22 protein-coding genes are annotated in these 24,023 nt (G+C 65.8%); 11 read left to right on the forward strand and 11 right to left on the reverse strand.

From position 1 onward, the window contains the following. Positions 1-10: 10 nt before the first annotated feature. The 8 genes from AC2CQI_RS07040 to AC2CQI_RS07075 all read right to left on the reverse strand — a co-directional run bounded on the left by AC2CQI_RS07040 (position 11) and on the right by AC2CQI_RS07075 (position 7,291). On the reverse strand, positions 11-874 hold the full coding sequence (locus AC2CQI_RS07040; protein ID WP_484579670.1) for an aldose 1-epimerase: 864 nt from the start codon (positions 872-874) through the stop codon (positions 11-13). Positions 875-964: 90 nt separating this feature from the next. Next, positions 965-2,056 (reverse strand): mandelate racemase/muconate lactonizing enzyme family protein, encoded by a 1,092-nt coding sequence (locus AC2CQI_RS07045; protein WP_484579671.1) that lies wholly within the window; start codon positions 2,054-2,056, stop codon positions 965-967. Further along, a complete protein-coding gene (locus AC2CQI_RS07050) occupies positions 2,053-2,865 on the reverse strand; it encodes an NAD-dependent epimerase/dehydratase family protein (protein WP_484579672.1) in 813 nt (270 codons plus the stop codon). Before AC2CQI_RS07050 ends, AC2CQI_RS07045 begins: the two co-directional genes overlap by 4 nt. A gap of 63 nt (positions 2,866-2,928) precedes the next feature. Continuing rightward, positions 2,929-4,218, reverse strand: coding sequence for an MFS transporter (locus AC2CQI_RS07055; RefSeq protein WP_484579673.1), 1,290 nt, complete (start codon positions 4,216-4,218; stop codon positions 2,929-2,931). An 85-nt stretch (positions 4,219-4,303) separates the two neighbouring features. Further along, a complete protein-coding gene (locus tag AC2CQI_RS07060) occupies positions 4,304-4,597 on the reverse strand; it encodes a Dabb family protein (protein WP_484579674.1) in 294 nt (97 codons plus the stop codon). 15 nt (positions 4,598-4,612) lie between these two features. Further along, a complete protein-coding gene (locus tag AC2CQI_RS07065) occupies positions 4,613-6,019 on the reverse strand; it encodes an aldehyde dehydrogenase (NADP(+)) (RefSeq protein WP_484579675.1) in 1,407 nt (468 codons plus the stop codon). A gap of 12 nt (positions 6,020-6,031) precedes the next feature. Beyond that, on the reverse strand, positions 6,032-6,478 hold the full coding sequence (locus AC2CQI_RS07070) for a nuclear transport factor 2 family protein (protein ID WP_484579676.1): 447 nt from the start codon (positions 6,476-6,478) through the stop codon (positions 6,032-6,034). Between the two features lie 3 nt (positions 6,479-6,481). Next, positions 6,482-7,291, reverse strand: a complete 810-nt coding sequence (locus AC2CQI_RS07075) for an RraA family protein (protein WP_484579677.1) — start codon at positions 7,289-7,291, stop codon at positions 6,482-6,484. 175 nt (positions 7,292-7,466) lie between these two features. On the opposite strand from AC2CQI_RS07075, the gene AC2CQI_RS07080 reads away from it, so the two are divergent. From AC2CQI_RS07080 to AC2CQI_RS07090, 3 genes are all read left to right on the forward strand, one after another. Further along, the gene (locus tag AC2CQI_RS07080; protein ID WP_484579678.1) at positions 7,467-9,074 is read left to right on the forward strand and encodes an IclR family transcriptional regulator domain-containing protein; all 1,608 of its coding nucleotides are present in this window, start codon (positions 7,467-7,469) and stop codon (positions 9,072-9,074) included. A gap of 203 nt (positions 9,075-9,277) precedes the next feature. Beyond that, positions 9,278-9,403: a hypothetical protein gene (locus AC2CQI_RS07085; protein ID WP_484579679.1), complete on the forward strand. Its 126-nt coding sequence runs from the start codon at positions 9,278-9,280 to the stop codon at positions 9,401-9,403. Further along, positions 9,400-10,041 carry a helix-turn-helix domain-containing protein gene (locus AC2CQI_RS07090; RefSeq protein ID WP_484579680.1) on the forward strand — a complete coding sequence of 214 codons (642 nt, stop codon included), beginning with the start codon at positions 9,400-9,402 and terminating at the stop codon, positions 10,039-10,041. Before AC2CQI_RS07085 ends, AC2CQI_RS07090 begins: the two co-directional genes overlap by 4 nt. Before the next feature lie 12 nt (positions 10,042-10,053). On the opposite strand, the gene AC2CQI_RS07095 is transcribed toward AC2CQI_RS07090, so the two are convergent. Then, on the reverse strand, positions 10,054-10,533 hold the full coding sequence (locus AC2CQI_RS07095; protein WP_484579681.1) for a hypothetical protein: 480 nt from the start codon (positions 10,531-10,533) through the stop codon (positions 10,054-10,056). A gap of 348 nt (positions 10,534-10,881) precedes the next feature. Here AC2CQI_RS07095 and AC2CQI_RS07100 point away from each other — a divergent pair, with 348 nt between their 5' ends. Then, positions 10,882-11,661: an IclR family transcriptional regulator gene (locus AC2CQI_RS07100; protein ID WP_075802375.1), complete on the forward strand. Its 780-nt coding sequence runs from the start codon at positions 10,882-10,884 to the stop codon at positions 11,659-11,661. 620 nt (positions 11,662-12,281) lie between these two features. On the opposite strand, the gene AC2CQI_RS07105 is transcribed toward AC2CQI_RS07100, so the two are convergent. Both AC2CQI_RS07105 and AC2CQI_RS07110 read right to left on the reverse strand, forming a co-directional pair. Further along, positions 12,282-13,772: a class I adenylate-forming enzyme family protein gene (locus tag AC2CQI_RS07105; protein ID WP_484579682.1), complete on the reverse strand. Its 1,491-nt coding sequence runs from the start codon at positions 13,770-13,772 to the stop codon at positions 12,282-12,284. 2 nt (positions 13,773-13,774) lie between these two features. Then, on the reverse strand, positions 13,775-14,797 hold the full coding sequence (locus AC2CQI_RS07110; protein WP_484579683.1) for an alcohol dehydrogenase catalytic domain-containing protein: 1,023 nt from the start codon (positions 14,795-14,797) through the stop codon (positions 13,775-13,777). A 147-nt stretch (positions 14,798-14,944) separates the two neighbouring features. Here AC2CQI_RS07110 and AC2CQI_RS07115 point away from each other — a divergent pair, with 147 nt between their 5' ends. The 7 genes from AC2CQI_RS07115 to AC2CQI_RS07145 all read left to right on the forward strand — a co-directional run bounded on the left by AC2CQI_RS07115 (position 14,945) and on the right by AC2CQI_RS07145 (position 23,856). Further along, positions 14,945-15,646 (forward strand): enoyl-CoA hydratase/isomerase family protein, encoded by a 702-nt coding sequence (locus AC2CQI_RS07115; protein WP_484579684.1) that lies wholly within the window; start codon positions 14,945-14,947, stop codon positions 15,644-15,646. A gap of 91 nt (positions 15,647-15,737) precedes the next feature. Beyond that, positions 15,738-18,245, forward strand: a complete 2,508-nt coding sequence (locus tag AC2CQI_RS07120; RefSeq protein ID WP_484579685.1) for a TonB-dependent receptor plug domain-containing protein — start codon at positions 15,738-15,740, stop codon at positions 18,243-18,245. Between the two features lie 6 nt (positions 18,246-18,251). Next, on the forward strand, positions 18,252-19,568 hold the full coding sequence (locus AC2CQI_RS07125) for an MFS transporter (RefSeq protein ID WP_484579686.1): 1,317 nt from the start codon (positions 18,252-18,254) through the stop codon (positions 19,566-19,568). A 21-nt stretch (positions 19,569-19,589) separates the two neighbouring features. Further along, positions 19,590-20,774 carry an acyl-CoA dehydrogenase family protein gene (locus tag AC2CQI_RS07130; RefSeq protein ID WP_484579687.1) on the forward strand — a complete coding sequence of 395 codons (1,185 nt, stop codon included), beginning with the start codon at positions 19,590-19,592 and terminating at the stop codon, positions 20,772-20,774. 9 nt (positions 20,775-20,783) lie between these two features. Further along, on the forward strand, positions 20,784-22,097 hold the full coding sequence (locus AC2CQI_RS07135; RefSeq protein WP_484579688.1) for an amidohydrolase: 1,314 nt from the start codon (positions 20,784-20,786) through the stop codon (positions 22,095-22,097). Between the two features lie 142 nt (positions 22,098-22,239). Further along, a complete protein-coding gene (locus AC2CQI_RS07140; protein ID WP_484579689.1) occupies positions 22,240-22,719 on the forward strand; it encodes a VOC family protein in 480 nt (159 codons plus the stop codon). 87 nt (positions 22,720-22,806) lie between these two features. After that, a complete protein-coding gene (locus AC2CQI_RS07145; protein ID WP_484579690.1) occupies positions 22,807-23,856 on the forward strand; it encodes an NAD(P)-dependent alcohol dehydrogenase in 1,050 nt (349 codons plus the stop codon). Positions 23,857-24,023 lie beyond the last annotated feature (167 nt).

The following is a 24,023-nucleotide window of genomic DNA, read 5'->3' on the forward strand; positions in this document are numbered from 1 at the left end:
GCGGCCGGGCTCAGCGCCCGTGCCAGATAAACGTCAGGGTGGCCTCCAGGGCCTCTCCCGGGGCCAGTTCATGGGTGCCGACCTCGGCCCACTCCGTTCTTGGGCAGTTGAAGGCGTCGGCCAGGTGGGAAACCGGTTCCAGGCACAGGTAGCCCAGTCCCGCAGGGGCGAAGGCGACCATATGGCTCAGGTCTGAGCGCAGCTCCAGCGAACCCTGCAGATAGTCCACCCGCATGTTGCCGTCCCAGCGGGACTGGTAATGGGCGACCGACTCGCCGTTGTCGGCAGCGATGCGCAGGGTCTTCGGCGCGTCCTGGAATTCACCGGTAGCCAGGTAGTCGGCATCGATCTGCCATTCACGCCCGACCCGGTACTCGACGCGCATCCCTGAATGACGCTGGAAGTACGGATGCAGGCCGAGCCCGGCCGGCATCGGCGTATCACCCTGGTTGACCAGGCGCAGGGTGACCCGCAGACGATTGCCCTCCAGCACGAATTCCTGTTCGGCACGAAACGCCCAGGGCCAGTGCTCGCCCTGGTAATCGCAGCGGATCAGCGCCCTTTCGGCTCCGACGCTGACCACCTGCCACGGCTGGGTATGACTGACCCCATGCAGGGTATGCGGCAAGGCCGCGTGATGCGCCGGCAGACGATGCTCGACACCATTGAACGCCAGGCGCGCATCACGGATCCGGTTGGAATACGGAAACAGCGGATAGCCCCCGGCCCGCGGCCAGTCCAGCGGGTCGAAGGACTCGCTGGTGATTGGCAGCAGCACCTCCAGCCCCTCGGCGCTGAGCGCGGCGATACGCCCGCCCCAAGCCGGCAGCAGGGCCAGTTTCCAGATTGCATTGTTCAGTTCGACGCGGTGCATAAGACCCTCCGTTACCCGAAAGCGGGCACGACAAGCCCCTGCCGCCGCGCCGGAGCGTGGCGGAGGTTGAAAGCCAAAGGACAAAACCCCTTAGTGGCGGCGGAAGCGCTCGATCACCTGCTGATCGATGTCCAGGCCCAGGCCCGCGCCCTGCGGGATCTGCAACTGGTTGCCGCTGCGCAGCGACTCCACCGGATACAGCCAGTCCGCCGGCTCGACGAACAGGTATTCCACCTGCGGCACCCACGGCTGCACCGCCGCCAGGTGCAGGGTGGCGATCAGACCGGGGCCGAAGTACGGGCAGTGCGGCAACACCACGGCGTCACGCTGGCGCGCCAGTTCGCCGATGCGCAGGCATTCGGAGATACCGCCGACCTTGGTCACGCTGGGCTGGATCGAATCCACCGCGCCCGTCACCAGGGCCTGCTCGAACTGCACCGCAGTGCACCAGTTTTCCCCCGCCGACAACGGCACGCCCTGCCCGCGCAGGCTGGCCAGGGTGGCGAAATCTTCCGGGGGGAAGATTGGCTCTTCCAGCCACGCCAGCTTCAGATCGCGCAGGGCCGGCAGCCAGTCGCGGGTATCGCTGACCTTCCAGCCGCAGTTGACGTCGGTGGCCAGCGGCACGTCGTCGCCGATGGCACGGCGGCAGGCGGCGATCTCGTCGACCGTGACTTCATGCAGCTTGATATCGCTGAAGCCCATTTCCAGAGCCTTTTCACAGATGGCCGGGGCCACCTCGTTGTCCGCGTAACGGACCAGGCTGGCATAGGCCGGCACGCTCTCGCGCACCGCCTCGCCCAGCAGCCGGTGCAGCGGCAGGTTGCGCCGGCGTGCCGCCAGGTCCCACAGGGCGATATCGATGCCGGAGATGGCGAACATCGTTACGCCATATCGCCCGAACAGGTGCAGGCGCAATTGCAGCTCCTGGTTGAACGCGGCGATATCGGTGATCTCGCGGTTCAGCAGCAGCGGCGTGATCAAACGGTCGATCAGGGCCTTGGTGGCATTGGCGACGAAGTAGCCGAAGGCCTCGCCCCAGCCGACATTGCCCTGCTCGTCCTCGATGCGGATCAGCACGTTTTCCAGGGTGTTCCAGGTGGTCGGGGTGATGCCCTGGCCCTTGCCGCCATCATGGAACGGGATTTCCACGATCTGCGTGTCGATGCGGACGATCTTCATTGCGGGTTCTCCAGCAGCGAAGCCAGGGGCACGCCGGCGTAGGCGCCGCCGACATGGTCGCGGCCCGAGCCTTCCGCGGCCATGGCTTCATAAGGCAGGTAGTTGTCGGCCAGGTGCTCGCCGGCATTGTCCTGGGGCTTGTAGCCGAGGGCGCGGGCGCAGTTGTTGTGGAACAGCGGGTTGGGGCTTTCCGAGACGCCATAGACGATCTCGTTGCGCACCTCGGGATGTTCCAGGCCGATGAGCATCAGTTGGGCCAGGTCGCGGGCGCTGGTCCACATGCGCAGGCGGCGGGCGTCGGAGACCTTCGGGTCGGCATTGCCGATCCGCACGATAAAGGTCGCCACGTCGCTGCGCAGGGAGAAGGTGGTGCAGGCCGCTTCGCCGAACACCTTGCTCAGGGCGTAGTAGCTGTCCGGGGCCACCGGCATGTCGTCGAAGAATTCGGCCAGGTCGCTGCGGTACTGGCCCAGCACATGGTGGCTGCTGGCGAAGACGAAGCGCTTCACGCCATGGCGCTGCGCCGCTTCCAGCAGGTACAGGGTGCCGTGGTAGTTGGGCTCGACGGTGGTGTTGAAATGGATGTCGGTGCCATGGGCACAGGCCAGGTGGAGGATGCCATCGACCCCGTCCACCGCGCGCTGCACGCAGGCCGGGTCGGTGAGGTCGCCGACCACTGCGGTCTCGCCTTCGCGCAGGTCCGCGACCGCCTTGCGGTCGAGCAGGCGCAGGCTGTAGCGCTGGCGCAGGAAGGGCCGCAGGGCGGTCCCGACGATACCGGCGGCGCCGGTGACAAGAAGCGTAGGCATAGCGAATTCCTGAAATCCTGGTAATTGCACAAGCGGGTTGCGGCCCGCAGGCCGCGTTTACTGTCAGGCCGCCGCGACCACGGCGTCGCGCCTGGACGGCGCCTTGCCGACGAAGAACGCCACGATCAGCGCACCCAGCACACCCAGGCCTCCGGCCAGGGCGAAGCCGCTGCCGTAGGTGCCGGTGGCCTGGATGATAAAGCCGGTCACGGTCGGCGCGACGATGCCGGACAGGTTGGCCAGGCCGTGCATGAAGCCGCCGGCAGTGCCCACCTGGTGATCCGGCACCGCGTCCTGGATCAGCGACCAATAGGCCGGTGCGGTCAACATCAGGAAGCCGATAGCCACGGTCATCACCGCGACGGTAGCGGTCACGCTTTCGACCCGGCCGGTCAGGACGATGCACACCGCCGCCACCAGCAGGCAACTGACCAGCACTACCTTGCGCGAGAACAGCTGCTTGCCGGTGCGCTTGAACACCCAGTCGATCAGCAGGCCGCCGCAGACGAAGCCGACCGTACCCACCAGCCACGGCAGCGCGGTGACGATGCTCATGGCCTTGAGGTCGATGCCCTTGGCGTCGATCAGGTAGCTGGGGAACCAGGTCATGAAGAAGTACAGGATGTAGTTGTAACAGAACAGCGAGACACCAGTGACCAGCACCGAGCGTTGCAGGATGATCTGCAGCACCGGGGTGCGCGGGACCTGTTCGGCGGTCATCACCGGGGCGACCCGGCCTTCGTTGATCTCGGCCAGTTCTTCCGGCGAGACCTTGGCGTGCTCCTGCGGGGTCGAGGTCGCCAGGCGGTACCAGGCGATGGCCCAGAGCACGCCGACCACGGCGATCACCACAAAGGCCACGCGCCAGCCCAGCCACAGGGCGAGGAAACCGACGATCGGGCCGGCCAGGGCACCGCCCAGCGGGCCGCCGGCCTGGTTGATGCCGATGGCGCGGGCGCGTTCCTTGATCGGGAACCAGCTGTTGACGGTCTTGTTCGCGGTGGTCGAGACCGGACCCTCACCCACGCCGAACAGGGCACGGACGATCAGCAGCGACCAGAAGTTGAAGGCCAGCGCGGTGGAACCGCAGAGCACCGACCAGAAACTCATGGACCAGGTCAGCACCTTCTTCGGTCCGAAGCGGTCGGCCAGGTAGCCGCCGACAAAGCAGAACAGTGCGTAGCCGAAGAAGAAACTACTGAAGATCATGCCTTTTTCGGCAGGGGTCAGATGGTATTCCTGGGTGATGAAGGGCATGGCGATGGACAGTGCGGCCCGATCGACATAGTTGATGATCATGGCGATGAACAGCATCGTCAGGATCGTCCAGCGGTAATTCTTTTTCTTGTTCATGTACGTCTCCGTCCGGCGCCAGTAGCAAACCGGATCTTGTTGTTATAGCGCCGGACCCCAGGCAGGGTCCGGCTGCCTGTCGGGTCTAGACGCTGTAATCCACTGCCACCCACTCAAAGTACTGCTTGAGCTCCGCGACCAGGGCCTGGTGCGCGGGGTGTGGCAGGTACCGCTCTACCGCGGCAGCATCGTCGAAGCCCGAGTCGAGGATGTAGTCCCAGCAAATGGGGCGATCCAGCTCGTTGGCGGCGACGGTCCAGTCACGGATGAAATCGATCTCCTGATCGAGGTCGCGCATGCGCGCGACCAGGCGTTGCTCCAGCTCCGGCTGCCGCTCGACCTGGGCGAGGCGGCGAAACATCACGACGTGACGCATCATGGCGCTGCCCTCCCCTTAGCCCAGCGTCCACGCCGGCGCATCCTGCAACGCGACCGGGCGCAGGAAGCGCTCCAGCGCGGCGTAGCCGACCGAGGTGGTTTGCGGGGTGGTGGACGACGGCCAGGGCCCGCCATGCTGCTGGGCGTGGCAGACCGCGACACCGGTCGGCACACCGCCGAACAGCACGCGACCGGAGATCTTCCCGGCCGCACGAACCAGCTGGCGATTGTCCTCGCTGGCCTGCTCGGCACCCCACAGAGTGGTGGTCAGGGTGCCGCCGACCGCTTCCAGCACGGCCACGACTTCAGCAACCGAAGCAGCACGCACCAGCAGCGCCGCCGGGCCGAACATCTCCTCGCGCAGGTGGGCATTGGCGATGAAGGCCGCCGCATCGGTGCTGAACAGGCGCGGCGCCGGGCCAGCCCCATCGGCCGCCGGGGTGAACACGGCGTCGGCATTTGCGGCCACGGTGGCAGCAGCACTGTCGAAGCCCTGGCGCATACCGGCGGTGAGCATACGGTGCGTGGTGATCGGCGCAATGGCCTCGGCCAGCTGGGCGACGAAACGCTCGCTGTGGGCCGAGTCCAGCAGCACGATCAGGCCGGGGCTGGTGCAGAACTGACCGCAGCCGAGGGTGATCGAGCCCGCCAGCGTTTTCGCCAGGCCTTCGCTGTCTTTTTCCAGGGCGGCAGGCAGGGCCACCAGCGGGTTGATCGAACCCAGCTCGCCGAAGAACGGCACCGGACGCGGACGGTCATTGGCCGCCTGCCACAGCGCCTTGCCGCCCTGGTAGGAGCCGGTGAAGGCTACCGCGGCAATGCCCGGATGCTGCACCAGGTAGGTACCGCCAGCGCGGGACGTGGCTTCGACCAGGGTCAACACGCCTTCCGGCAGGCCCTGCTGGCGAACCACGCCGGCCGCCAGCTCGTACACCGCGCGGGACAGCTCCGGGTGACCGGAATGCGCCTTGACCACCACCGGGCAACCGGCGGCCAGGGCCGAGGCGGTATCGCCCCCCAGCACCGAGAAGGCGAACGGGAAGTTGCTCGCCGAGAACATGGCCACCGGGCCAAGTGCGCACTGCACCCGCACCAGCGCCGGACGCCCGGCAGGCGGCGCGCCGGCCACGGCATCGCTGACCACCTGGCGATACGGCACGCCGGCTTCCACTTCACTGGCGAAACCGCGCAGCTGGAAGGCGGTACGGGCCACTTCGCCGTTCAGGCGCCCTTCGCCCAGGCCGCTTTCACGGTCGGCAATGGCAACCAGTTCGGCCTGCTGCTCTTCCAGTGCGGTAGCCAGGCCATTGAGCAGCGCGGCGCGCACGACGGCCGGGGACTCGGCCCAGAAATCAGCGGCGGCAACGGCCTTGGCGACGACCTGGTCGATCAGCGCCAGGGACGGATCTTGTTGAATGCTCATTGAACGCTTCCTTCAGCGGGCTTTGGGTTCGAGGTGGTAGCCGCGGCCGGTGTAGTCGAAGGCCACCAGCTCGTTGATCGCCACCTCCTTGTCCGCCGGCGAGGCGTAGTAGGCGCGGATCTCGCGGATCAGGCCGGTTTCCTCGTCGAAGATGTACCACTCGTCACCGCGCAGGGCGGTGCCCAGCTTGCTTTTCCAGTGGGTCCACTCGATCACCGCTTCATGGCTGTCGTGGCTGACCAGGATCTTCTCGATGGTCCACTGCGAGCCCAGGTTCTCCACGCACCACACCCACTTGCGGGCGATGGTGTCGGCCGTGCGCCAGGGCACTTCCGGCAGGCCGGCGGGGAAGTAATGCACGGCGTCCGGGGTGAAGCAGGACACCAGCTTGTCGTAGTCGCCCTCGTTGCAGGCGTCGAAGTAACGGCGGATCAGTTGCGCGTGCTTGTGCTCGGCCACGGTTCAGTCCTCCTTCTTGTCGATGATCGAGGGGATCGCCGGACGGCCGCTGGCGACCCAGGCGTGGTAATCGGAGACCGAAGTCGGGCTCGGCGGGTAGACGCCCCACAGCGGCTCGCCCGAGGCGATGCGCATGGCCAGGTAGTTCTCGATGTCGTCCTGCACGGTGCACACGTCGGCCAGTTCCTCGGCCAGGTGCGCGGGGACCACGGTCAGGCCGTCGGCATCGCCGACGATGATGTCGCCCGGGTACACGGCGACGCCGGCACAGCCGATCGGCACCTGCAGGTCGGCGACGTGGTGGTAGGAGATGCGTGTGGTGGCGGTGATCTCGCGGGCATAGGCCGGCAGGTTCATCGCAGCGATCTCGCTGCCGTCGCGCAGGGCGCCGTCGGTAACGATGGCCTTGGCGCCACGGGCCAGCAGGCGGGTTACCAGGATATTGCCGGCGGACGCGGCGGCCGGGTCGTTGCGGCTGTCGATCACCAGCACGTCGCCGGCCTGCACCTGCTCCACGCCGACCCATTGCAGGTTGTCGTCGTTGGGCTTGGTGGTCATGGTCTGGTAGGTGTCGATGTCTTCACGGGCAGGAATGAAGCGCATGGTGAAGGCGCGCCCGGCGAACGGCTTGGTATCGCGGGTCATGGCGCGCAGGCCGACCAGGGCTGGCTGGCGGAAGCCACGCTTGAACAGCTGGGTGGTCAGCGAACCGCTGCTGCAGGCAGCCAGCTTGGCGAGGGTGGCGTCGCTGACTTCGACGCGCTTGCCCGAGGTGCTTTCGTGGGCATCGGCATAGGTATGGATGACGGACATTCTTATAGGTTCTCCAGGCGGGATTCATCCGATGGGTGGCCGACATCAATTCCCACCATGTGGAACAAGCGCCGGCTTCAACCCCCGTTGAGGCCGATTCTATGGGGGAAAGTCCCGGCGAAAAGGGGCAGAATCGGTGCCACAGCCGTTCCGTTCCAACTGATGGGAATAACCGATGAAACCAGGTGAAGGTACCGCCGCCCTCGAAAAGGCCCTCGACGTGCTCCAGGCCGTGGGCGCCATGCCCAGCGGCATCAGCCAGGCGCAACTGGCCGACGAGGTGCCACTGCCGCGCACCACCCTGTACCGCATCCTCGCCACCCTGGTGGAGCGCGGGATGATCCGCCGCGACCCGACGCGCAAGGTCTACCGCCTGGGCTTCAACTACCTGGAGATGGTCCGCAACGCCTACCTGGAGCCGGACCTGGTGGCGGCGGCCAGCGAGGAGCTGCGCGCCCTGCGCGACCTGACCGGGGAGACCTCGTACCTGGCGGTGCTCGACGGCAACCAGGTGCTGTCCCTGGAGCGCTGTGATGGCGCCCATACCCAGCGTTCGGCGGCCAGTCTTGGCCAGGGCAAACCGGTGTACTGCACCGGCCAGGGCAAGGCGATCCTTTCGGCGCTGTCGGCCACGGCGCGGGACGAGATCCTCAAGGGCGTGGTGCTGGAGCCGCTGACCCCGCTGACCATCACCGACCGCCGCCGCTTGCTGGCCGAACTGCAGATCACCCGTACCCGCGGGTATGCCCTCGACGATGAGGAAATCCGCCTCGGCGTGCGCTGCGTGGCGGCGCCGATCATCGACAAGCAGGGCGTGGTGCGCGGCGCCTTGAGCGTGGCCGGACCGGCCTACCGCCTGACCCTGGAGCGCCTGACCCTGCTTGGCCCGGAACTGGCGGATGCAGCGCGGCGGGTGGGCGAGCAATTGCGCCCGGAGACCTCACAGCGGCCGTCGGGGGCCCTGAACGTGCTGCCAGCACCCTGGTCGTTCCATGGCGCATTTCCGCGCTGGCATGCGGCAAGCGGCCTCCTGTATTGGGCCGATACCCTGGCCCCGGCGATCCATTGCTGGGACGGGCAGACCAGCCGCCTGCTGACCCGCCTGGACATGCCGGTGCGGGCCATGGAGCTGCACCGCGACGGCTTGCTGGTGGCCCAGGCCGGGGGCTGGTCGTTAGTGGATTGGGACGGTAATGAGCATCCGATGCAGGATGTACTCGGCAGTCGCTTGCTGGCGTTGGCCGGACATCCGTCCGGCACCCTGTGGGCCTGCGCGCGCACGGCGGGCGGCTGCCTGATCGGCGAGATGAGCAGCGAAGGCGAACTGCGTCATGGCTGGGCGCTGAGCGAGCAGATCAGCGGGTTTCGCTGGGATGCCAGTGGCAGTGCGGTGTATGCGATCGCGCCGGAGACCGGGGATATTTTGCGCCTGCAGCCGGGGAGCACGGCGGTGCGGAGGCTGGCGTCGCTGCCTCGGGGTGGCGGTAGCCTCAGTGGACTGGCGCTGGATGCGCAGGGCGGGGTCTGGACCACCCAGCGCGATGGCTGGAGCCTGGCGCACTTCGATGCCGAGGGGAACCTGGAGCGGATGATCGGGTTGCCGGTGCCCTGCCCTACGGATTTGTGTTTTGGCGGGGACGGGATGCGCACCTTGTTCATCACCAGTGCGCGGCAGGAGTTGAAGCTGGAGGTGCTGGGCAGTGCGCCGGATTCGGGGGGTGTGCTGCAGGTGGAGACTGAGGTGGGTGGGCAGGTTGTGGGGGAAATCAACAGATTTCCTTGACCTTTCGGGCCTCATCGCTGGCAAGCCAGCTCCCACAGGTTCAGCGGTGCACGCGATCCCTGTGGGAGCTGGCTTGCCAGCGATGAGGCCTTCAGGACCAACACCAAAATGGAATTAACAAATGCAAATTCAGTATTTCTGGTTCTAAAAACAAATCAGTAGTCTCCGCTCATGGCCCCCTGCTCCAGACAAGGAATCCCCCCATGAGCCAAGCCGCCACCGTCATCGACTTCACCCTGCACCGTAAACGCAAGCTGGCCCAACAACGCGGCCGTCTGCTCTGGGCGATGTACGTGCAGCAGGCCAGCCTGGCCGTACCGCAGGCATGAACACGCCAAACCGCTTCCTGGTCACCGCCGACGAACCACCCTTCACCCTGCCCGAAGCCATCACCCAGGAAGACGACGGCATCGGCCAGCGGGTCGCCAGCAATCTCCAGCGCCTGCGCGCCAAGCGTCAGTTGTCCCTCGATGCCCTGGCCCGGGCCAGTGGGGTCAGCCGGGCCATGCTCGCCCAGGTCGAATCCGCGCGCAGCGTGCCGTCGATCCGCGTGCTGTGCAAGATCGCCAAGGGCTTGAAGGTGTCGGTGGCGGCATTTCTCGATCAGCGCGAATGTGCCGGGGTGACGTTGTTGCCCAAGCGCGACAGCAAGCGCCTGGTCAGTGCGGCGGGGACCTTCATCAGCCGTGCGCTGTATCCGGTGGATGCACCGCAGCAGACGGAGTTCTACGAATTGCGGATCAGCCCGCTGGGAGAGGAGCACTCCGCCGGACATGCGCCGGGGGTGCGGGAGAATCTGGTGGTGGCCCAGGGGGCGCTGGAGATCAGCGTCAACGACGAGCGCTTTCTGCTGTCAACCGGCGACTCCATCGTCTTCTACGCCGACCAGCCCCACCGCTATCGCAATCCGGTGGACAGCGAAGCGGTGGCGTACCTGGTGGTGACCCATCCCGAAAGCCGGGACTGAGTCACCCAAGCGTCAGCAGGTGCAGCACATCATCGGCATGCCGTTGCAGCTCATCATCATCGGCATGCTGCAGTCGTTCATCATCTTCATCATGAGCATGCAGCAGCTGCTCATCATTTCCATGCTCATGCCGGCCATCGGCATCATCTTGCAGGTCATGCCGTCGGCCATGACGGTGCATTCCATCAGGCATTTCATCATCGGCATCATCATGCCGTTCATGGGCATGCCCAGGGTCATCTGATTGCAGCCCATCAGCATCAGGTTGCCGCACTGCATCATCATCGGCATGCCGCAGTTCATCATCATCTGCATCATTTCCGCGCTGTTGCGGAACATCGCCATGTCCATGCCGGCGGCAGGCTTCATAGTGCACAGCATGCCGTCGTCGAGCATCTTGCAGGTCATGGTCGCCATCATCATCGGCATGCCGGTCATGGGCATCATCGGCATGGCGCTGTTCATCATCGGCATCTGCATTGCGTTCATCATGGTGAAGTCCTTGTTCAAGGTGACGAGAGGAGATGGGGGCGGATTCTAGGGATCGCCGGCGCAGCGGCAAGATGGCGGGAAAGCAGCGGTCGGGGCCGTGATCACAGGCCAGTGGACGGCCTTGGCAATGGCGGCTCATGCAATAGCAACGGTTTTAGCGCTATCACGAAATCCTCGCTCTCTATGGCCTCGAAAACGACGCAATGGATATCGCCGAAAGATCCATGCTCATAACCGGCATGCGTATTCGATCTAAGCCGTCGCGAAATAATCGCCGGCACCGGCTCTTCACCCGGTGGCGGATCACGGCTAACCTTGGCGACCGGTCTTTTGGAATCCCCTGTCACGATGGAAATCTCTGCCCCTCAACCTGCGACCAACGGCAAGGACAACGCCGGCGGACGCGTCCAGGTCATCGACCGCTCGATCGTTCTGCTGCGTGCCCTGGCCAACCTCAAGCACGGCGCCAGCGCCCTCGACCTGGCGCGGCAGACCGGTATCGAGCGTTCCACCATCCACCGCCTGCTCAAGACCCTCACCTACTGGGGCCTGATCGAGTCCCGCGGGGCGACCTACCATATCGGCCCGGAAAGCCTGATCTACTCCGCCGCCTACCTGAACCGCCTGAACCTGCGCCGCCTGGCCCTGCCCTATGCCATCGAACTGCAGCGGGTAATCGGCGAGCGGCCGGCGATCGTCTCGCTGTCGGTACCGGTGGGGGACCAGGTGGTGCTGATCGAACGGATGTGGACGCCGGCCACGCCGTTGAATGTGATCGTGGACCTGGCGGATCAGTTTCCGATCGAGGGCAGCCCCAGCGGGCGGGCGGTGCTGGCGACCTACAGCGAGGCGCTGGCGCTGGGGGTGCTGGGGGAAGAGCGCTATGCCAAGGCACTGCCGGGGTTGCAACTGATCCGCAGCGAGCGGGATTTCGCCTTTGGGCATGGGGAGTTCAAGCCGGGGCTGTCGTCGGTGGCGTTTCCGATCCGGGTCGCAGGTGGGCAGGCGTTGGGTGCGGTGGTGGTGGCCGGGCTGGATATGGAGGAAGAGACCCATCCGGGGTCGGCACTGGCGGCGCATGTGCGGCGGGCTTGTGAGGGGATTGCGGCGCAGTTGGGGAATCTCTAGCCCCGCCTTACTGATCAGGAGTACATCGAATGAATAGCGATGATAAAACCCGTGAGGCTTTGGCAGATGTAGATACTGGCCAGGTTGTTGACCAACGCCTCGTGCAGGACTGGGCAAATAGTCTCAGCACTGGCTGCCCCAAACCTGTTCCCCATTCCGAAACCAGAGAAAACGCAGCAAGCCGGGGTAGTCAACCCGTTTAGTTTCCCGTCGATTCTGATGGCCTCATCGCTGCATGGGTATCTACAACCTCGGGCTGATGGCCGACGCGGTTCAGGTAGGAGCGTGGCTTGCCCGCGAAGGGCCGCAAAGCGGCCCTAAAACCATCCAGCACGAGCTAGCAGGGGAACGCCTTTCTGGATTCAGCGCCTGCGCGACTGCTGTACTCCAGATGCTCGGCGTGGCAGGTTTTGGGGCCGCTTTGCGGCCCTTCGCGGGCAAGCCACGCTCCTACGGATCCAGCGCAAGTCCAGAATCCGAGCCCGAGCGAGAGATATGTAGATACCCATGCTCATCGCTGGCAAGCCACACAGGTTCACCACCGTCCTTGAGAGCGGCGCTGTACCTGTGGGAGCTGGCTTGCCAGCGATGAGGCCCGGAAGATCAGTGCATTTCCCGGATCAGCTAACGCCAGCCTCCAGCACCGCCAACAACCGGTTCCGCTGCACCTTCCCATAATGTGACCGCGGCAACTCCTCGATGAAATGCACCTGCCTCGGCACCTTGTACCGCGACAGCAACCCGCGACAGTGCTCCAGCAACTCCTCCACCGTCACGACAGCCCCAGGCTCCAGAACCAGCGCCGCACACACCTGCTCTCCCCACTCCAGATCCGCCCTGCCGAACACATGGACCTCCCGCACCGCCGCATGTCCGAGCAACGCCTGCTCCACCTCCCCCGGCTGCACCGACTTGCCGCCGCTGCGGATGATGTCCTTGCAGCGCCCGAGCACTTCCAGCAGCCCGTCAGGCCGAATCCGCCCGAGATCGCCACTGCGCAACCAACCGTCCACCAGCACCTCACCGGTCAGCCCCGGCTGCTGCCAATAACCGGCCATCAACTGCGGCCCGGCCAGCAGGATCTCGCCGATCCCCCGCTCATCCACCCGCTCGATCTTCACCGCCGCCGAGAACAGCGAACGCCCGACCACACCTTCAGCGCTTTCTCCGACCCCACGTAATGCAGCCATCTGCCCGGCGGACAGATAGCAACTCCACGGCGCCTCGGTCATGCCATAGAGCACCGCAATCCGCCCGCCGAACAGGCTGAACGAGCCTTCCAGCACCTCACCCGTCAAGGCAGCAGCCCCGATATCAAGACTCTTGAACCAGGGCAGATCCGCCGGTGCACTCCCGCTCTCGCGCAACAACCGCAGCAACTGGGTCGGCACCAGCGAACTGAACGCCACCCGGTACTCACGCAGTGATCCCAGGAACTGCTTGCTGTCGAACCGCCCTCCCAGCACCACCTCACCACCGGCCAGCAGATGCGCCAGCACTGCCACCGCCGCGATCGGCCATAGCGGCCGCACGTTCAGCAGGACATCCCCCGGCAGCGCACCACGGCCCATGACCACGTTCTGCAATACCGCACAGAGACTGGCATGCCGATGCATCACAGCCTTGGGCACGCCGGTTGTGCCGCCGGTATAGTTGAGAGAAGCCAGAGACTGCGCCGGCTGCGCGGCCCGAACAGGCAACGGGTGTACGGAGCCAACCGTCAGCGAAGCCAGGTGCCGACACTCGATACCCTCCCCCCGCAGCACCTCGGCCATTTCCGCATACGCCGAGGAAAACAGCAGCAACGCAGCCCCGGCATCGCGCAATTGGGCCAGCAACTCACCCTGGGACAGCGCCGGATCCAGCGGCACCCGTACCCGCCCGTTGGCCATGCAGCCATAATCGGCGATCAGGTAGTCGACACTGGCATCGGCCAACAGCGCCACCCGCGCGCCAGGCTCGACACCCAGTTCATCCAGCGCGAGGCCGAAGGCCGTCAATGCCTGTTCCAGTTGCGCAAAGGACAAGCGCCGCCCGGTCGCCGGCTCATGCAGCGCCGACGCCTCCGGCCATTTCCGCGCCGCCTGGCCCAGCAGGGTACTGATATCCATGCTCACCACCCGCTCAGGACGATACGTCCATTGACCTGCCGCGACTCCAGCAAGGCATGGGCCTCACCCGCCTGCGGGAACGGCATGACCCGATCGATCAACGGCCGCACCTGCCCGCCATGGATCAGCGCCAGCGCCGTGCGCAATTGCTCCAGGGTCGCGCTGCCCGAGCCTTGCAGCTTCAACCGGCGCCCGATCAGCAGCCCCGGATTCACCGGCACGCTGCCCGGCTCGACATTGCCCAGCACCACCACACGACCACCCAGGGTCATGCTGCGCAGGGTGTCTTCCAGCGTATGCCCGAGGTTTTCCATGGCCACATCGACGCCACGCTTGCCCGTGAGCTTCCACACCTCGGCGCTATAGCTGCCGGCAGCGACCACCACCTCATGGGCCCCGAGCTCATGCAGGAACCCGCGCTTGGCGTCACTGCCGGTCACCGCGATCACCCGCGCGCCCAGGGCCCGGGCCAGCTGGATCTGATGCACCCCCAGCCCGCCACTGGCGCCATTGATCAGCACCGTTTCGCCGGGCTGCAATCCGGCCTCGCCATACAGCGCGCGAACGCTGGTAGCGATCGGGCAGGACGCCAGCGCGGCCAGGTTGTAATCCAGCCCCACGGGCAACTCGACGGCGGAAATCGCCGGAATCCGCAGGTACTCGGCATACGCCCCCTCGGTATCCACCGACGGCAACCCCAGCGCCCGACACAGGTCCTGGCGCCCGCGCAGGCAATCCCGGCACTGCCCGCAGAAGCGTCGCTGATAGACCACCACCCGCGACCCGACCTTGAGCTGCAACACGCCAGCACCCACCTCGACCACATCCCCGGCCACCTCGTGCCCCAGTACCACACCGGTATGGGCGCCGGGCAACTGCCCGGCACGGTGCAGCAGATCGTGATGGCAGACCCCGGCGGCACGCACCCGCACCAGCACTTCACCCGGCCCGGCCTGCGGCGTGGGCACCTTCTCCAGTTGCAGTTGCTCCGGTCCGCCGAAGGCTTTCAGTACTATCGCTTTCATTTTTTATAACCAATAGTGAGGAACACAAAACATGTTCGTATAACAAACATGTTGTTTGCATTATGAACATCCATTAAGTTTTCCCCACTTCGACGCGATGCCGCAAGAGGCAAAACGTCTTTCTTTCACCCGCAGCGAAAACCCGTGATGACAGTCGACTATCAATCCCTTGGCGATGGCGTGGTGCAGATCACCCTGAACCGCCCCGAGCGTCTCAATGCCTTGGACGGCCAGGCCAAGCGCGAGCTGGCCGAGGCCTGGGCACGTGCCGCCGCAGACCGCGAAGCCCGCGCCATCGTCCTGCGCGGCGCTGGCGACAAGGCGTTCTGCGCCGGCTCCGACCTCAAGGAAATCCAGGCCACCGGCGAGGCCGTGGCCAGCGCCCTGCTCGCCCGCGCCCTGCCGGATGTCGGCCTTGACCTGAACAAGCCGGTGGTCGCCGCCTTGCACGGCCACACCCTGGGCCTGGGCATCAGCCTGGCGATCCATTGCGATTTCCGCATCGCCCGCCCGGAAACCCGCTTCAGCTTCCCGGAGGTGCGCCACGGCATGCTCTCCGGCTTCAGCGCGATCACCCTGCCCAGCCTGATCGGCGAGGCGGCGGCCCTGGACATCATGCTCAGTGCCCGCAGCTTCGATGCCGAGGAGGCCCTGGCCCTGGGCCTGATCAATCGTATCGCGGAGGATCCGCACAGCGCCGCCATCGAACTGGCGACACAACTGGCCGGCCATTCGGCCAAGGCCATGGAATGGAGCAAGACCCTGCTGCTGGCCGACCGCAAACGGCGCCTGCAACAACACATGGCGCTGGTCGACCAGGCCCGACAGGACGTCATGCTGTACCGATAACTACAAGCCCAACACTTAAACGCCTCGCCAGTACTGTCAGGAACACCCACCACCAGGAATGGATAGCGGCCCCCGATCCCGGAGCCTCACCATGTCTCGCCCCACCCTTTTCCAGCCCAGGCTCAACCTGCTGACCGCAGGCATCCTCGGCCTGTGCGTCGCGCCCCTGGCCAGCGCCGCCGATACCAGCAGCACCGACACCGCCCTGCAGACCGTCGTGGTCACCGGCGCCCGTGACAGCGGCCGCACCGTGGCCAAGAGCCTGGCGCCGATCGATGTGATCAGCGCCGACGACCTGGCCCGCTCCGGCAAGCAGAACCTGCGCGACGCGCTCGCCGCCAGCGTGCCCTCCTACACCAACGCCGCTGGCTTTACCGGCGGCACCGGGCTGTCAGTGAAGTCCGCGACCCTGCGCGGCCTGGGCGGCAACCATGTGCTGGTGCTGGTCAACGGCAAGCGCCGGCACAACACCTCGCTGATCTTCGTGCAGACCGCCGCCAGTTCCAGTGGCCAGTCCCCGGCCGACCTCGACCTGATTCCGATCAGCGCCGTGGACCATGTGGAAGTCCTGCGCGATGGCGCTGCGGCCCAGTACGGCTCGGACGCCATCGCCGGGGTGATCAACATCATCCTCAAGCAGAACGATTCCGGTGGCAGCGCCAGCGCCCTGTACGGCCAGTACGAGAACCGCGTCGGCGGCAAGGGCAACTTCGGCGCCCGCGGCCAGGGCCAGATCAACCAGGGCTTTGCACTGCCCAACGACGGCTTCTTCAGCCTCAGCGCCGACATCGGCATCCAGGAAAGCTCCAACGTCGCCGGCGCCGTGCCGGACCGCACGCGCATCTATTTCCCGGTCAATGGCGCCGCCGACCCACGCGAGAACGGCGAAAGCCGCTACCGCCAGCAACTCGGCCAGCCCCGCTCGCAAACCTACAACTTCGGCTACAACGCCGAGCTGCCGCTGAACGACCAGCTCAGCCTGTATTCCTTCTCCACCCTCAGCCACCGCAACTCCACCAGCTGGGGCACCTACCGCACCGCCAACTCGCCGCAGAACATCGTCTCGGTGTACCCGGACGGTTTCTCGCCGCGCTTCGTGGTGGAAGAGGATGACTTCCAGACCGTGGTCGGCCTGCGCCACGAGGATGTGCTGGGCTGGAAGCTGGACCTGAGCACCAGCTACGGCTACAACGACGCCAACACCCGCAACGAGAAGTCGCTGAACCCGTCCCTCGGCCCGGACAGCCCGCGCAACATGGACGGCGGGCACCTGATCGCCAGCCAGTGGACCAACAACCTCGACCTGACCCGCGCCTTCGACACCGGGCTGTTCGCCAAGCCACTGAACGTCTCCACTGGCCTGGAATTCCGCCGCGACGGCTTCGAGATCGAGGAGGGTGAATACGCCTCCTATGCCGACGGTGGCTATGTGTTCCCGGCCGGCCACCCGCTCGCGGGCCAGCGCCCGAACCCGGGTGCCCCGGGCCTGGTAGGCTTCACCCCGGCCGATGCGCACAACTATTCGCGGACCAATACCGCCGGCTATATCGACCTGAGCCAGAGCCTTACCGAGCAATGGGACGTGAGCCTGGCCGGACGCTTCGAGCACTACAGCGACTTCGGCGACACCGCCAGTGGCAAGTTGTCCACCCGCTACGCCTTCACCCCGCAGTTTGCCGTGCGCGGCACTATCAGCAACGGCTTCCGCGCACCGTCGCTGCAACAGCAGTACTACTCGTCGTCGCTGACTGCCTGGCGCACCAGCCCGCTGACCGGGGTACTGGAACAGGCCACCACGCGCTATGTCACCGTGGATGACGCTGCCGGCCGGGCCTTGGGTGCCAAGGACCTGAAGCCTGAAAAATCCATGAACTACAGCCTCGGCTTCGTCGCCACGCCGACCGAGAACCTCAACGTCACCGTCGACCTGTACCAGATCGATATCAAGGACCGCATCCTGCAGACCAGCAACCTGCAAGGCACCGCCGTCTCCAATATCCTCGCCGCCAACGGCCTGGACCCGAACCAGATCGTCTCCTACTTCGGCAACCTGGCCGACACCCGCACCCGCGGCATCGACCTGGTCGCCGACTACCGCTACGACCTCGGCGAATACGGCAAGACCAAGTGGACCCTGCTGAGCAACCAGAGCCTGCAGACCATCGAGAAGATCAAGGAGCCCGATGCCCTGGCCGGCACCGGCGTGACCGCCGTCGGCCGCGACCGCCAGGGCAACCTGACCACGGCTTACCCGAAGAACGTCACCTCGCTGACCGCCGCCTGGCAACTGGGCGATTTCGACGTGACCCTCAAGGGCACCCGCTACTCCAAGGTCACCGGACGCAATCAGATCTCCGCCAGCCGCGACGAGGAAATCCGCCCGGCCTTCATCACCGACCTGAGCCTGGGCTACTGGCTGAGCGACGCGGTGAAAGTCACCGTCGGCGGGGAAAACATCTTCGACCGCCGACCGCAGCAGCTCAACGCCGAAGCCAAGCGCTACTACTTCTTCCCGACCGACGACCCGACCTACAGCTGGTACTCGCCGTACGGGCTGGAAGGCGCGTACTTCTTCGGCAAAGTCGACGTGAGCTGGTAACCCACCATGAGCAGCCTGTCCGCCGCCTCCGTCGTCGTCTTCGACCAGCGCCTGTACCGCAAGCTGGCCTGGCGCATCATGCCGTTCCTGTTTTTGTGCTTCGTGCTCAACTGGCTGGACCGGGTCAACATCAGCTTCGCCCACCTGCAGTTCAAGGCCGACCTGAACATCAGCGACGCCACCTTCGGCATCATCGTCGGGGTGTTCTCCATCGGCTACCTGCTGTTCGAGATCCCCAGCAACCTGCTGCTGGAGAAGTTCGGGGCGAAGAAGACCATGACCCGGATCATGATCCTCTGGGGCCTGGTCACCATCGCCACCGCCTTCGCCCAGACCCCGGCGCAGTTCTATGTGCTGCGGGTGCTGCTGGGGGCGGCCGAGGCCGGGTTCTTCCCGGGGGTGATCCTGTACCTGACCTACTGGTTCCCGGCGGCCTACCGGGCGCGCATCACCTCGCGCTTCATCATGGCCATCGCCGTCTGCGGCATCGTCGGCGGGCCGTTGTCGACCTGGATCATGGGGCACTTCGGCGGCGTCGGCGGGTTCAGCGGCTGGCAATGGCTGTTCGTGCTCACCGGGATCCCGCCGGTGCTGGCCGGGCTGTTCGCCTGGTACTGGCTGGACGACAAGCCGGCCAAGGCGACATGGCTGAGCGACGCCGAGAAGCTGGCCATCGAGCAGGCCCTGGCGGACGAGAAGGCCAAGCGCAAGCCGGGCGGTCACCAGCGCTTCGTCGAGGCGCTGAAGGACCGCAAGGTCTGGTTCATCACCCTGGCCTACTGCCTGACCATCATGTGCACCGGCAACGTCACCAATATCTGGGCGCCGTCGATCATCCGCGATTCAGGGGTGAGCAACCTCGGCCAGCTCGGACTGTTCTCGGCCCTGCCCTATGTGGTCGGGGTCGGCGTGATGCTCTGGGCCTGCCGGCATTCCGACCTGCACCAGGAACGCCGTTGGCACTTCGCCCTGGGCGGGCTGACCGCGGCGCTGGCCATGACCCTGCTGCCCAACCTGATCGCCGGCCCCTGGTCGGCCATCGCCCTGCTGACCCTGATGACCAGCGGCTACCTGGTGGCCACGGCGGTTTTCTGGACCATCCCCACCTATTACCTCTCCGACCGCGCCCGGGCCGCCGGCCTGGCCCTGGTCAACTGCTGCGGGCAGGTCAGCAGCCTGCTGACGCCGATCATGATCGGCAGCATCAAGACCAACACGGGCGATATCAGCCTGGCGCTGTACATCGTCGCGGGGCTCGTCACCTGCGGCACCCTGATCCTCTTGCTCGGCGTTCCGCGCCAGGCCTTGCGCGATGCACCCTGATCCCTTTTTCGAGACATGCCCATGACCGATTACCTGGCACTGGCCAATGAACTGGCCACCCACATCCAACCTGGCGCCGCCGAACGCGATGCCCGGCGCATCCTGCCCCATGAGCAGCTTGACCTGATCCGCGAGTCGGGCCTCGGTGCCGCCCGCGTCCCTGTCGAACTGGGTGGCGGCGATGTCAGCCAGCTCGACGTCGCGCGGATCTTCATCACCCTGGCCAAGGCCGACCCGAGCGTGGCCCAGGCGCTGTTTCCGCACTTCGCCACGGTGGAGCACCTGCGCCTGATCGCCAGTGACGACCAGCAGCGCCGATACCTCGGCGCCTTTGCCGAACGGCAACTGTCCTCGGGTGCGATTGCCGAGCGCAGCGGCAAGTTTCGCGGCGAGATCCATACCCGCCTGGAGCGCGATGGTGATCGCCTGGTGCTCAACGGCAGCAAGTTCTACAGCACCGGCTGCCTGTTCGCCGACCTGCTGAAGATCCAGGCGGTGGACGAGGCCGGCAACGCGGTGTACGTCATGCTCCCGGCCGAGACCCCCGGCATCACCCTGCTGGACGACTGGGACGGCATGGGCCAGCGCATCACCGCCAGCGGCACCACCCTGCTCAAGGACGTGCCAGTGCTGCCCGAGCAGGTCATTCCCCTCGCCCAGTGGTACCAGCGCCGCAACTACATCGGTGCCAGCGCCCAGCTGATCCACTGCGCCATCGATATCGGCATCGGCCTGGCGGCGCTTGACGATGCCGTGGAGTGGTCGCGAACCGGGGCGCGGCCGGTGCGGGAAAGCGGTGTCGATCAGGCGCGCAACGATCCGTACATCCTGCATACCGTAGGGGATCTTGCCGCTGCGATCCATGGTGCCGAGGCGCTGGTGGAGAAAGCCGCATTCACCGTCGATCTCGCTGCCCGTACCCAGTTGCAGGGCTTGCTGGAAGGTGAGGAACTGGACGCCCTGCTCGCCCGCTCCTCCATCGCCGTGGCCGAAGCCAAGATCGCCTCGACCCGCGCCGCCCTGCATGTCTGCGAGCGGCTCTACGAAGTCGGCGGCGCGGCCACCACCCAGTCGCGCTACAACTTCGACCGCCACTGGCGCAACGCCCGTACCCACACCACCCACGATGCCGTGGCCTACAAGTACAAGGCCATCGGCGACTACCTGGTGAACGGCAACTATCCGCCGATCGCCTTTACCTACTGAGGAGCCGGGATGCTGCCGTTTCGTCTTGCGGGGATTGCACTCTTGTTGGTGTCCGGGAGCGTTGCCGCCGAGGACTGGGCTGATCTGGATGCACGGATCGCCAGGGCCTTGCCCGGGGTAATCGAGATCCGCCACCAGATCCACCAGCACCCGGAACTGGGCAATCGCGAAGTGCAGACCGCCGAGCGTATTGCCCGGCGCCTGCGCGAGCTGGGGCTGGAGATGCAGACCGGGGTCGCCCATACCGGCGTGGTCGGCATCCTGCGCGGCGGCAAGCCGGGGCCGGTGGTGGCGATCCGTGCCGAACTGGACGCCCTGCCGCTGACCGAACAGACCGGCCTGCCCTATGCCTCCAGCGTCCGTACCAAGGACGAAGGGGGTGATTTCCGTACCCGTGGCAAGGAAGTCGGAGTGATGCATGCTTGCGGGCATGACGCGCACATGGCCATGGCCCTGGGTGTGGCCGAAGTGCTGGCGGCGCGGCGCGACGAGTTGCCGGGGACGTTGAAGCTGATCTTCCAGCCGGCCGAGGAAGGCCCGCCCCTGGGCGAGTCGGGCGGGGCGAAGCTGATGATCGAGGAAGGCGTGCTGCAGAACCCGGCACCGGCGGTGATCTTCGGGATTCACGTCACTGCCGGGACCTCCGGTGGCTTCACCCTGAGTCGCACCCGCACCACGGCGGCGGCGGACACCTTCGTCGCCCGGATCAAGGGCCGGCAGACCCATGCCGCATTTCCCTGGACCGGGATCGATCCGGTGCCGGTGGCGGCGCAGACGATCCTCGCCTGGCAGACCATTCCCAGCCGCCAGTCCAACCTCAGCGTATTGCCGGCTCCGGTGATTTCCGTGGGGCGGATCGAGGCCGGCGACCGGCACAACATCATCCCCGCCGAAGTGCGCCTGGAAGGCTCGATCAGGACGGTCAGCGACGAGCAGCGCGAGGATGTGCTGGAACGGATGCGCCGCACGGCAGAGAAGATCGCCGAGGCGTCCGGGGCCAGTGCCGAAGTGGCGTACCTGCCGGGCAACTATCGCGCCGGGTATAACGACACGGCGTTGGTGGACCGTTTGTTGCCTGTGCTGGAGCAGGTATCGACGGTGCCGGTGAAGGTGGACAGCGGGACCTATGGTGCGGATGACTTCGCCGAGTATGCGCGGCAGATTCCCGGGATCTTCATGCGCCTGGGGGTGACGCCGAAGGAACTGGCGGACACGCCGGTGTGGCCGACCCATTCGCCGGGGTTCCAGGTGGATGACGGGGCGCTGGAGGTCGGGATCCGGGCTTTGAGCCGGATGACCCTGAGTTATATGCAGGAGCACTGATAGTGTTCTTGAGGGCCCTATCGCTGGCAAGCCAGCTCCCACAGGTCCAGCGGTGCACGCGATACCTGTGGGAGCTGGCTTGCCAGCGATGAGGCCCTCAGGGTCTAGACTCAACCAGCCACCCCACCCCGGAGCTGCCGTCATGACCCCGAAAAACACCCTCTGCCTGTGGTTCAACGGCGACGCCCTCGACGCCGCCACCTTCTACGCCGCGACCTTCCCCGACAGCCAGGTGATCGCCGCCCACCCCGCCCCCGGCGACTACCCCTCCGGCAAGCAGGGCGACATCATCACCGTGCAGTTCACCGTCATGGGCCTGCCCTGCCTGGGCCTCAACGGCGGCCCGATGTTCAAGCACAGCGAAGCCTTCTCTTTCCAGGTCGCCACCGACGACCAGGCCGAGACCGACCGCTACTGGAACGCCATCGTCGACAACGGCGGCGAAGCCAATGTCTGCGGCTGGTGCAAGGACAAATGGGGCATCTCCTGGCAGATCACCCCGCGGGTGCTCACCGAAGCCATCACCCACCCCGACCCGGCCAAGGCCAGGCGTGCGTTCGAAGCCATGATGCAGATGGGCAAGATCGATATCGCCGGGATCGAGGCGGCGCTGAAGGATTAGGCAAGAACCCGGTCGAATCGGGTTACCGGCCGGCCCCGTGCGACGCGGAAGATGCAACGGTCACCTATCCCTACCAAGGAGCAGCGCATGCAAGTCATCGCCTATGGCGCCCACGCCGGCCACCAGCCACTGGAGCCGCTGACCATCACCCGCCGCGACGTCGGCGCCCACGATGTGCGCATCGAAATCGCCTACTGCGGCATCTGCCACTCCGACCTGCACCAGGTGCGCTCGGAATGGGATGGCACCCAGTACCCCTGCGTGCCGGGCCACGAGATCGTCGGCCGGGTCGCCAGTGTTGGCGGCCATGTCAGCGGCTTCAAGGTCGGCGACCTGGTGGGCGTCGGCTGTATCGTCGACAGCTGCAAGCACTGCGCCGACTGCGACGAAGGCCTGGAGAACTACTGCGACGGTATGATCGGCACCTACAACTTCCCGACCCCGGACGCACCGGGCTGGACCCTGGGTGGGTACTCCGAGCAGATCGTCGTGCATGAGCGCTATGTCCTGCGCATTCGCCACCCTGAAGCGCAACTGGCCGCAGTCGCCCCGCTGCTGTGTGCCGGGATCACCACCTACTCGCCGCTGCGCACCTGGGGTGCCGGGCCGGGCAAGAAGGTCGGCGTGGTCGGCATCGGTGGCCTCGGGCATATGGGCATCAAGCTGGCCCATGCCATGGGCGCCCATGTGGTGGCCTTCACCACCTCGGAATCCAAGCGCGAGGCGGCATTGGAGCTGGGCGCGGATGAAGTGGTGGTCTCGCGCAATCCGGCGGAGATGGCGGCGCATGCCAAATCCTTCGACCTGATCCTCAATACCGTGGCCGCGCCCCATGACCTGGATGCCTTCCTGGTCCTGCTCAAGCGCGACGGCACCCTGACCCTGGTCGGTGCCCCGGCGAGCAACCACCCGTCGCCGAACGTGTTCAACCTGATCTTCAAGCGCCGCTCTATCGCCGGCTCGATGATCGGCGGGATTCCGGAGACCCAGGAAATGCTGGATTTCTGCGCCGAGCACGGGATCGTCTCGGATATCGAGCTGATCCGCGCGGAGCAGATCAACGAGAGCTACGAGCGGATGTTGAAGGGGGATGTGAAGTATCGGTTCGTGATCGATAACGGTACGCTGGCGGGCTGACCTCTGCCGTGTTCTTTCGGGCCTCATCGCTGGCAAGCCAGCTCCCACAGTGTCCGCGTCGATCATGAGTCCTGTGGTCAACACAAAATCCTGTGGGAGCTGGCTTGCCAGCGATGAGGCCCGACTGAACAACACAAACCTGGAAGAGTCCCAACACCATTACCCTC

This window comes from Pseudomonas sp. P2S-1 (assembly GCF_057197725.1).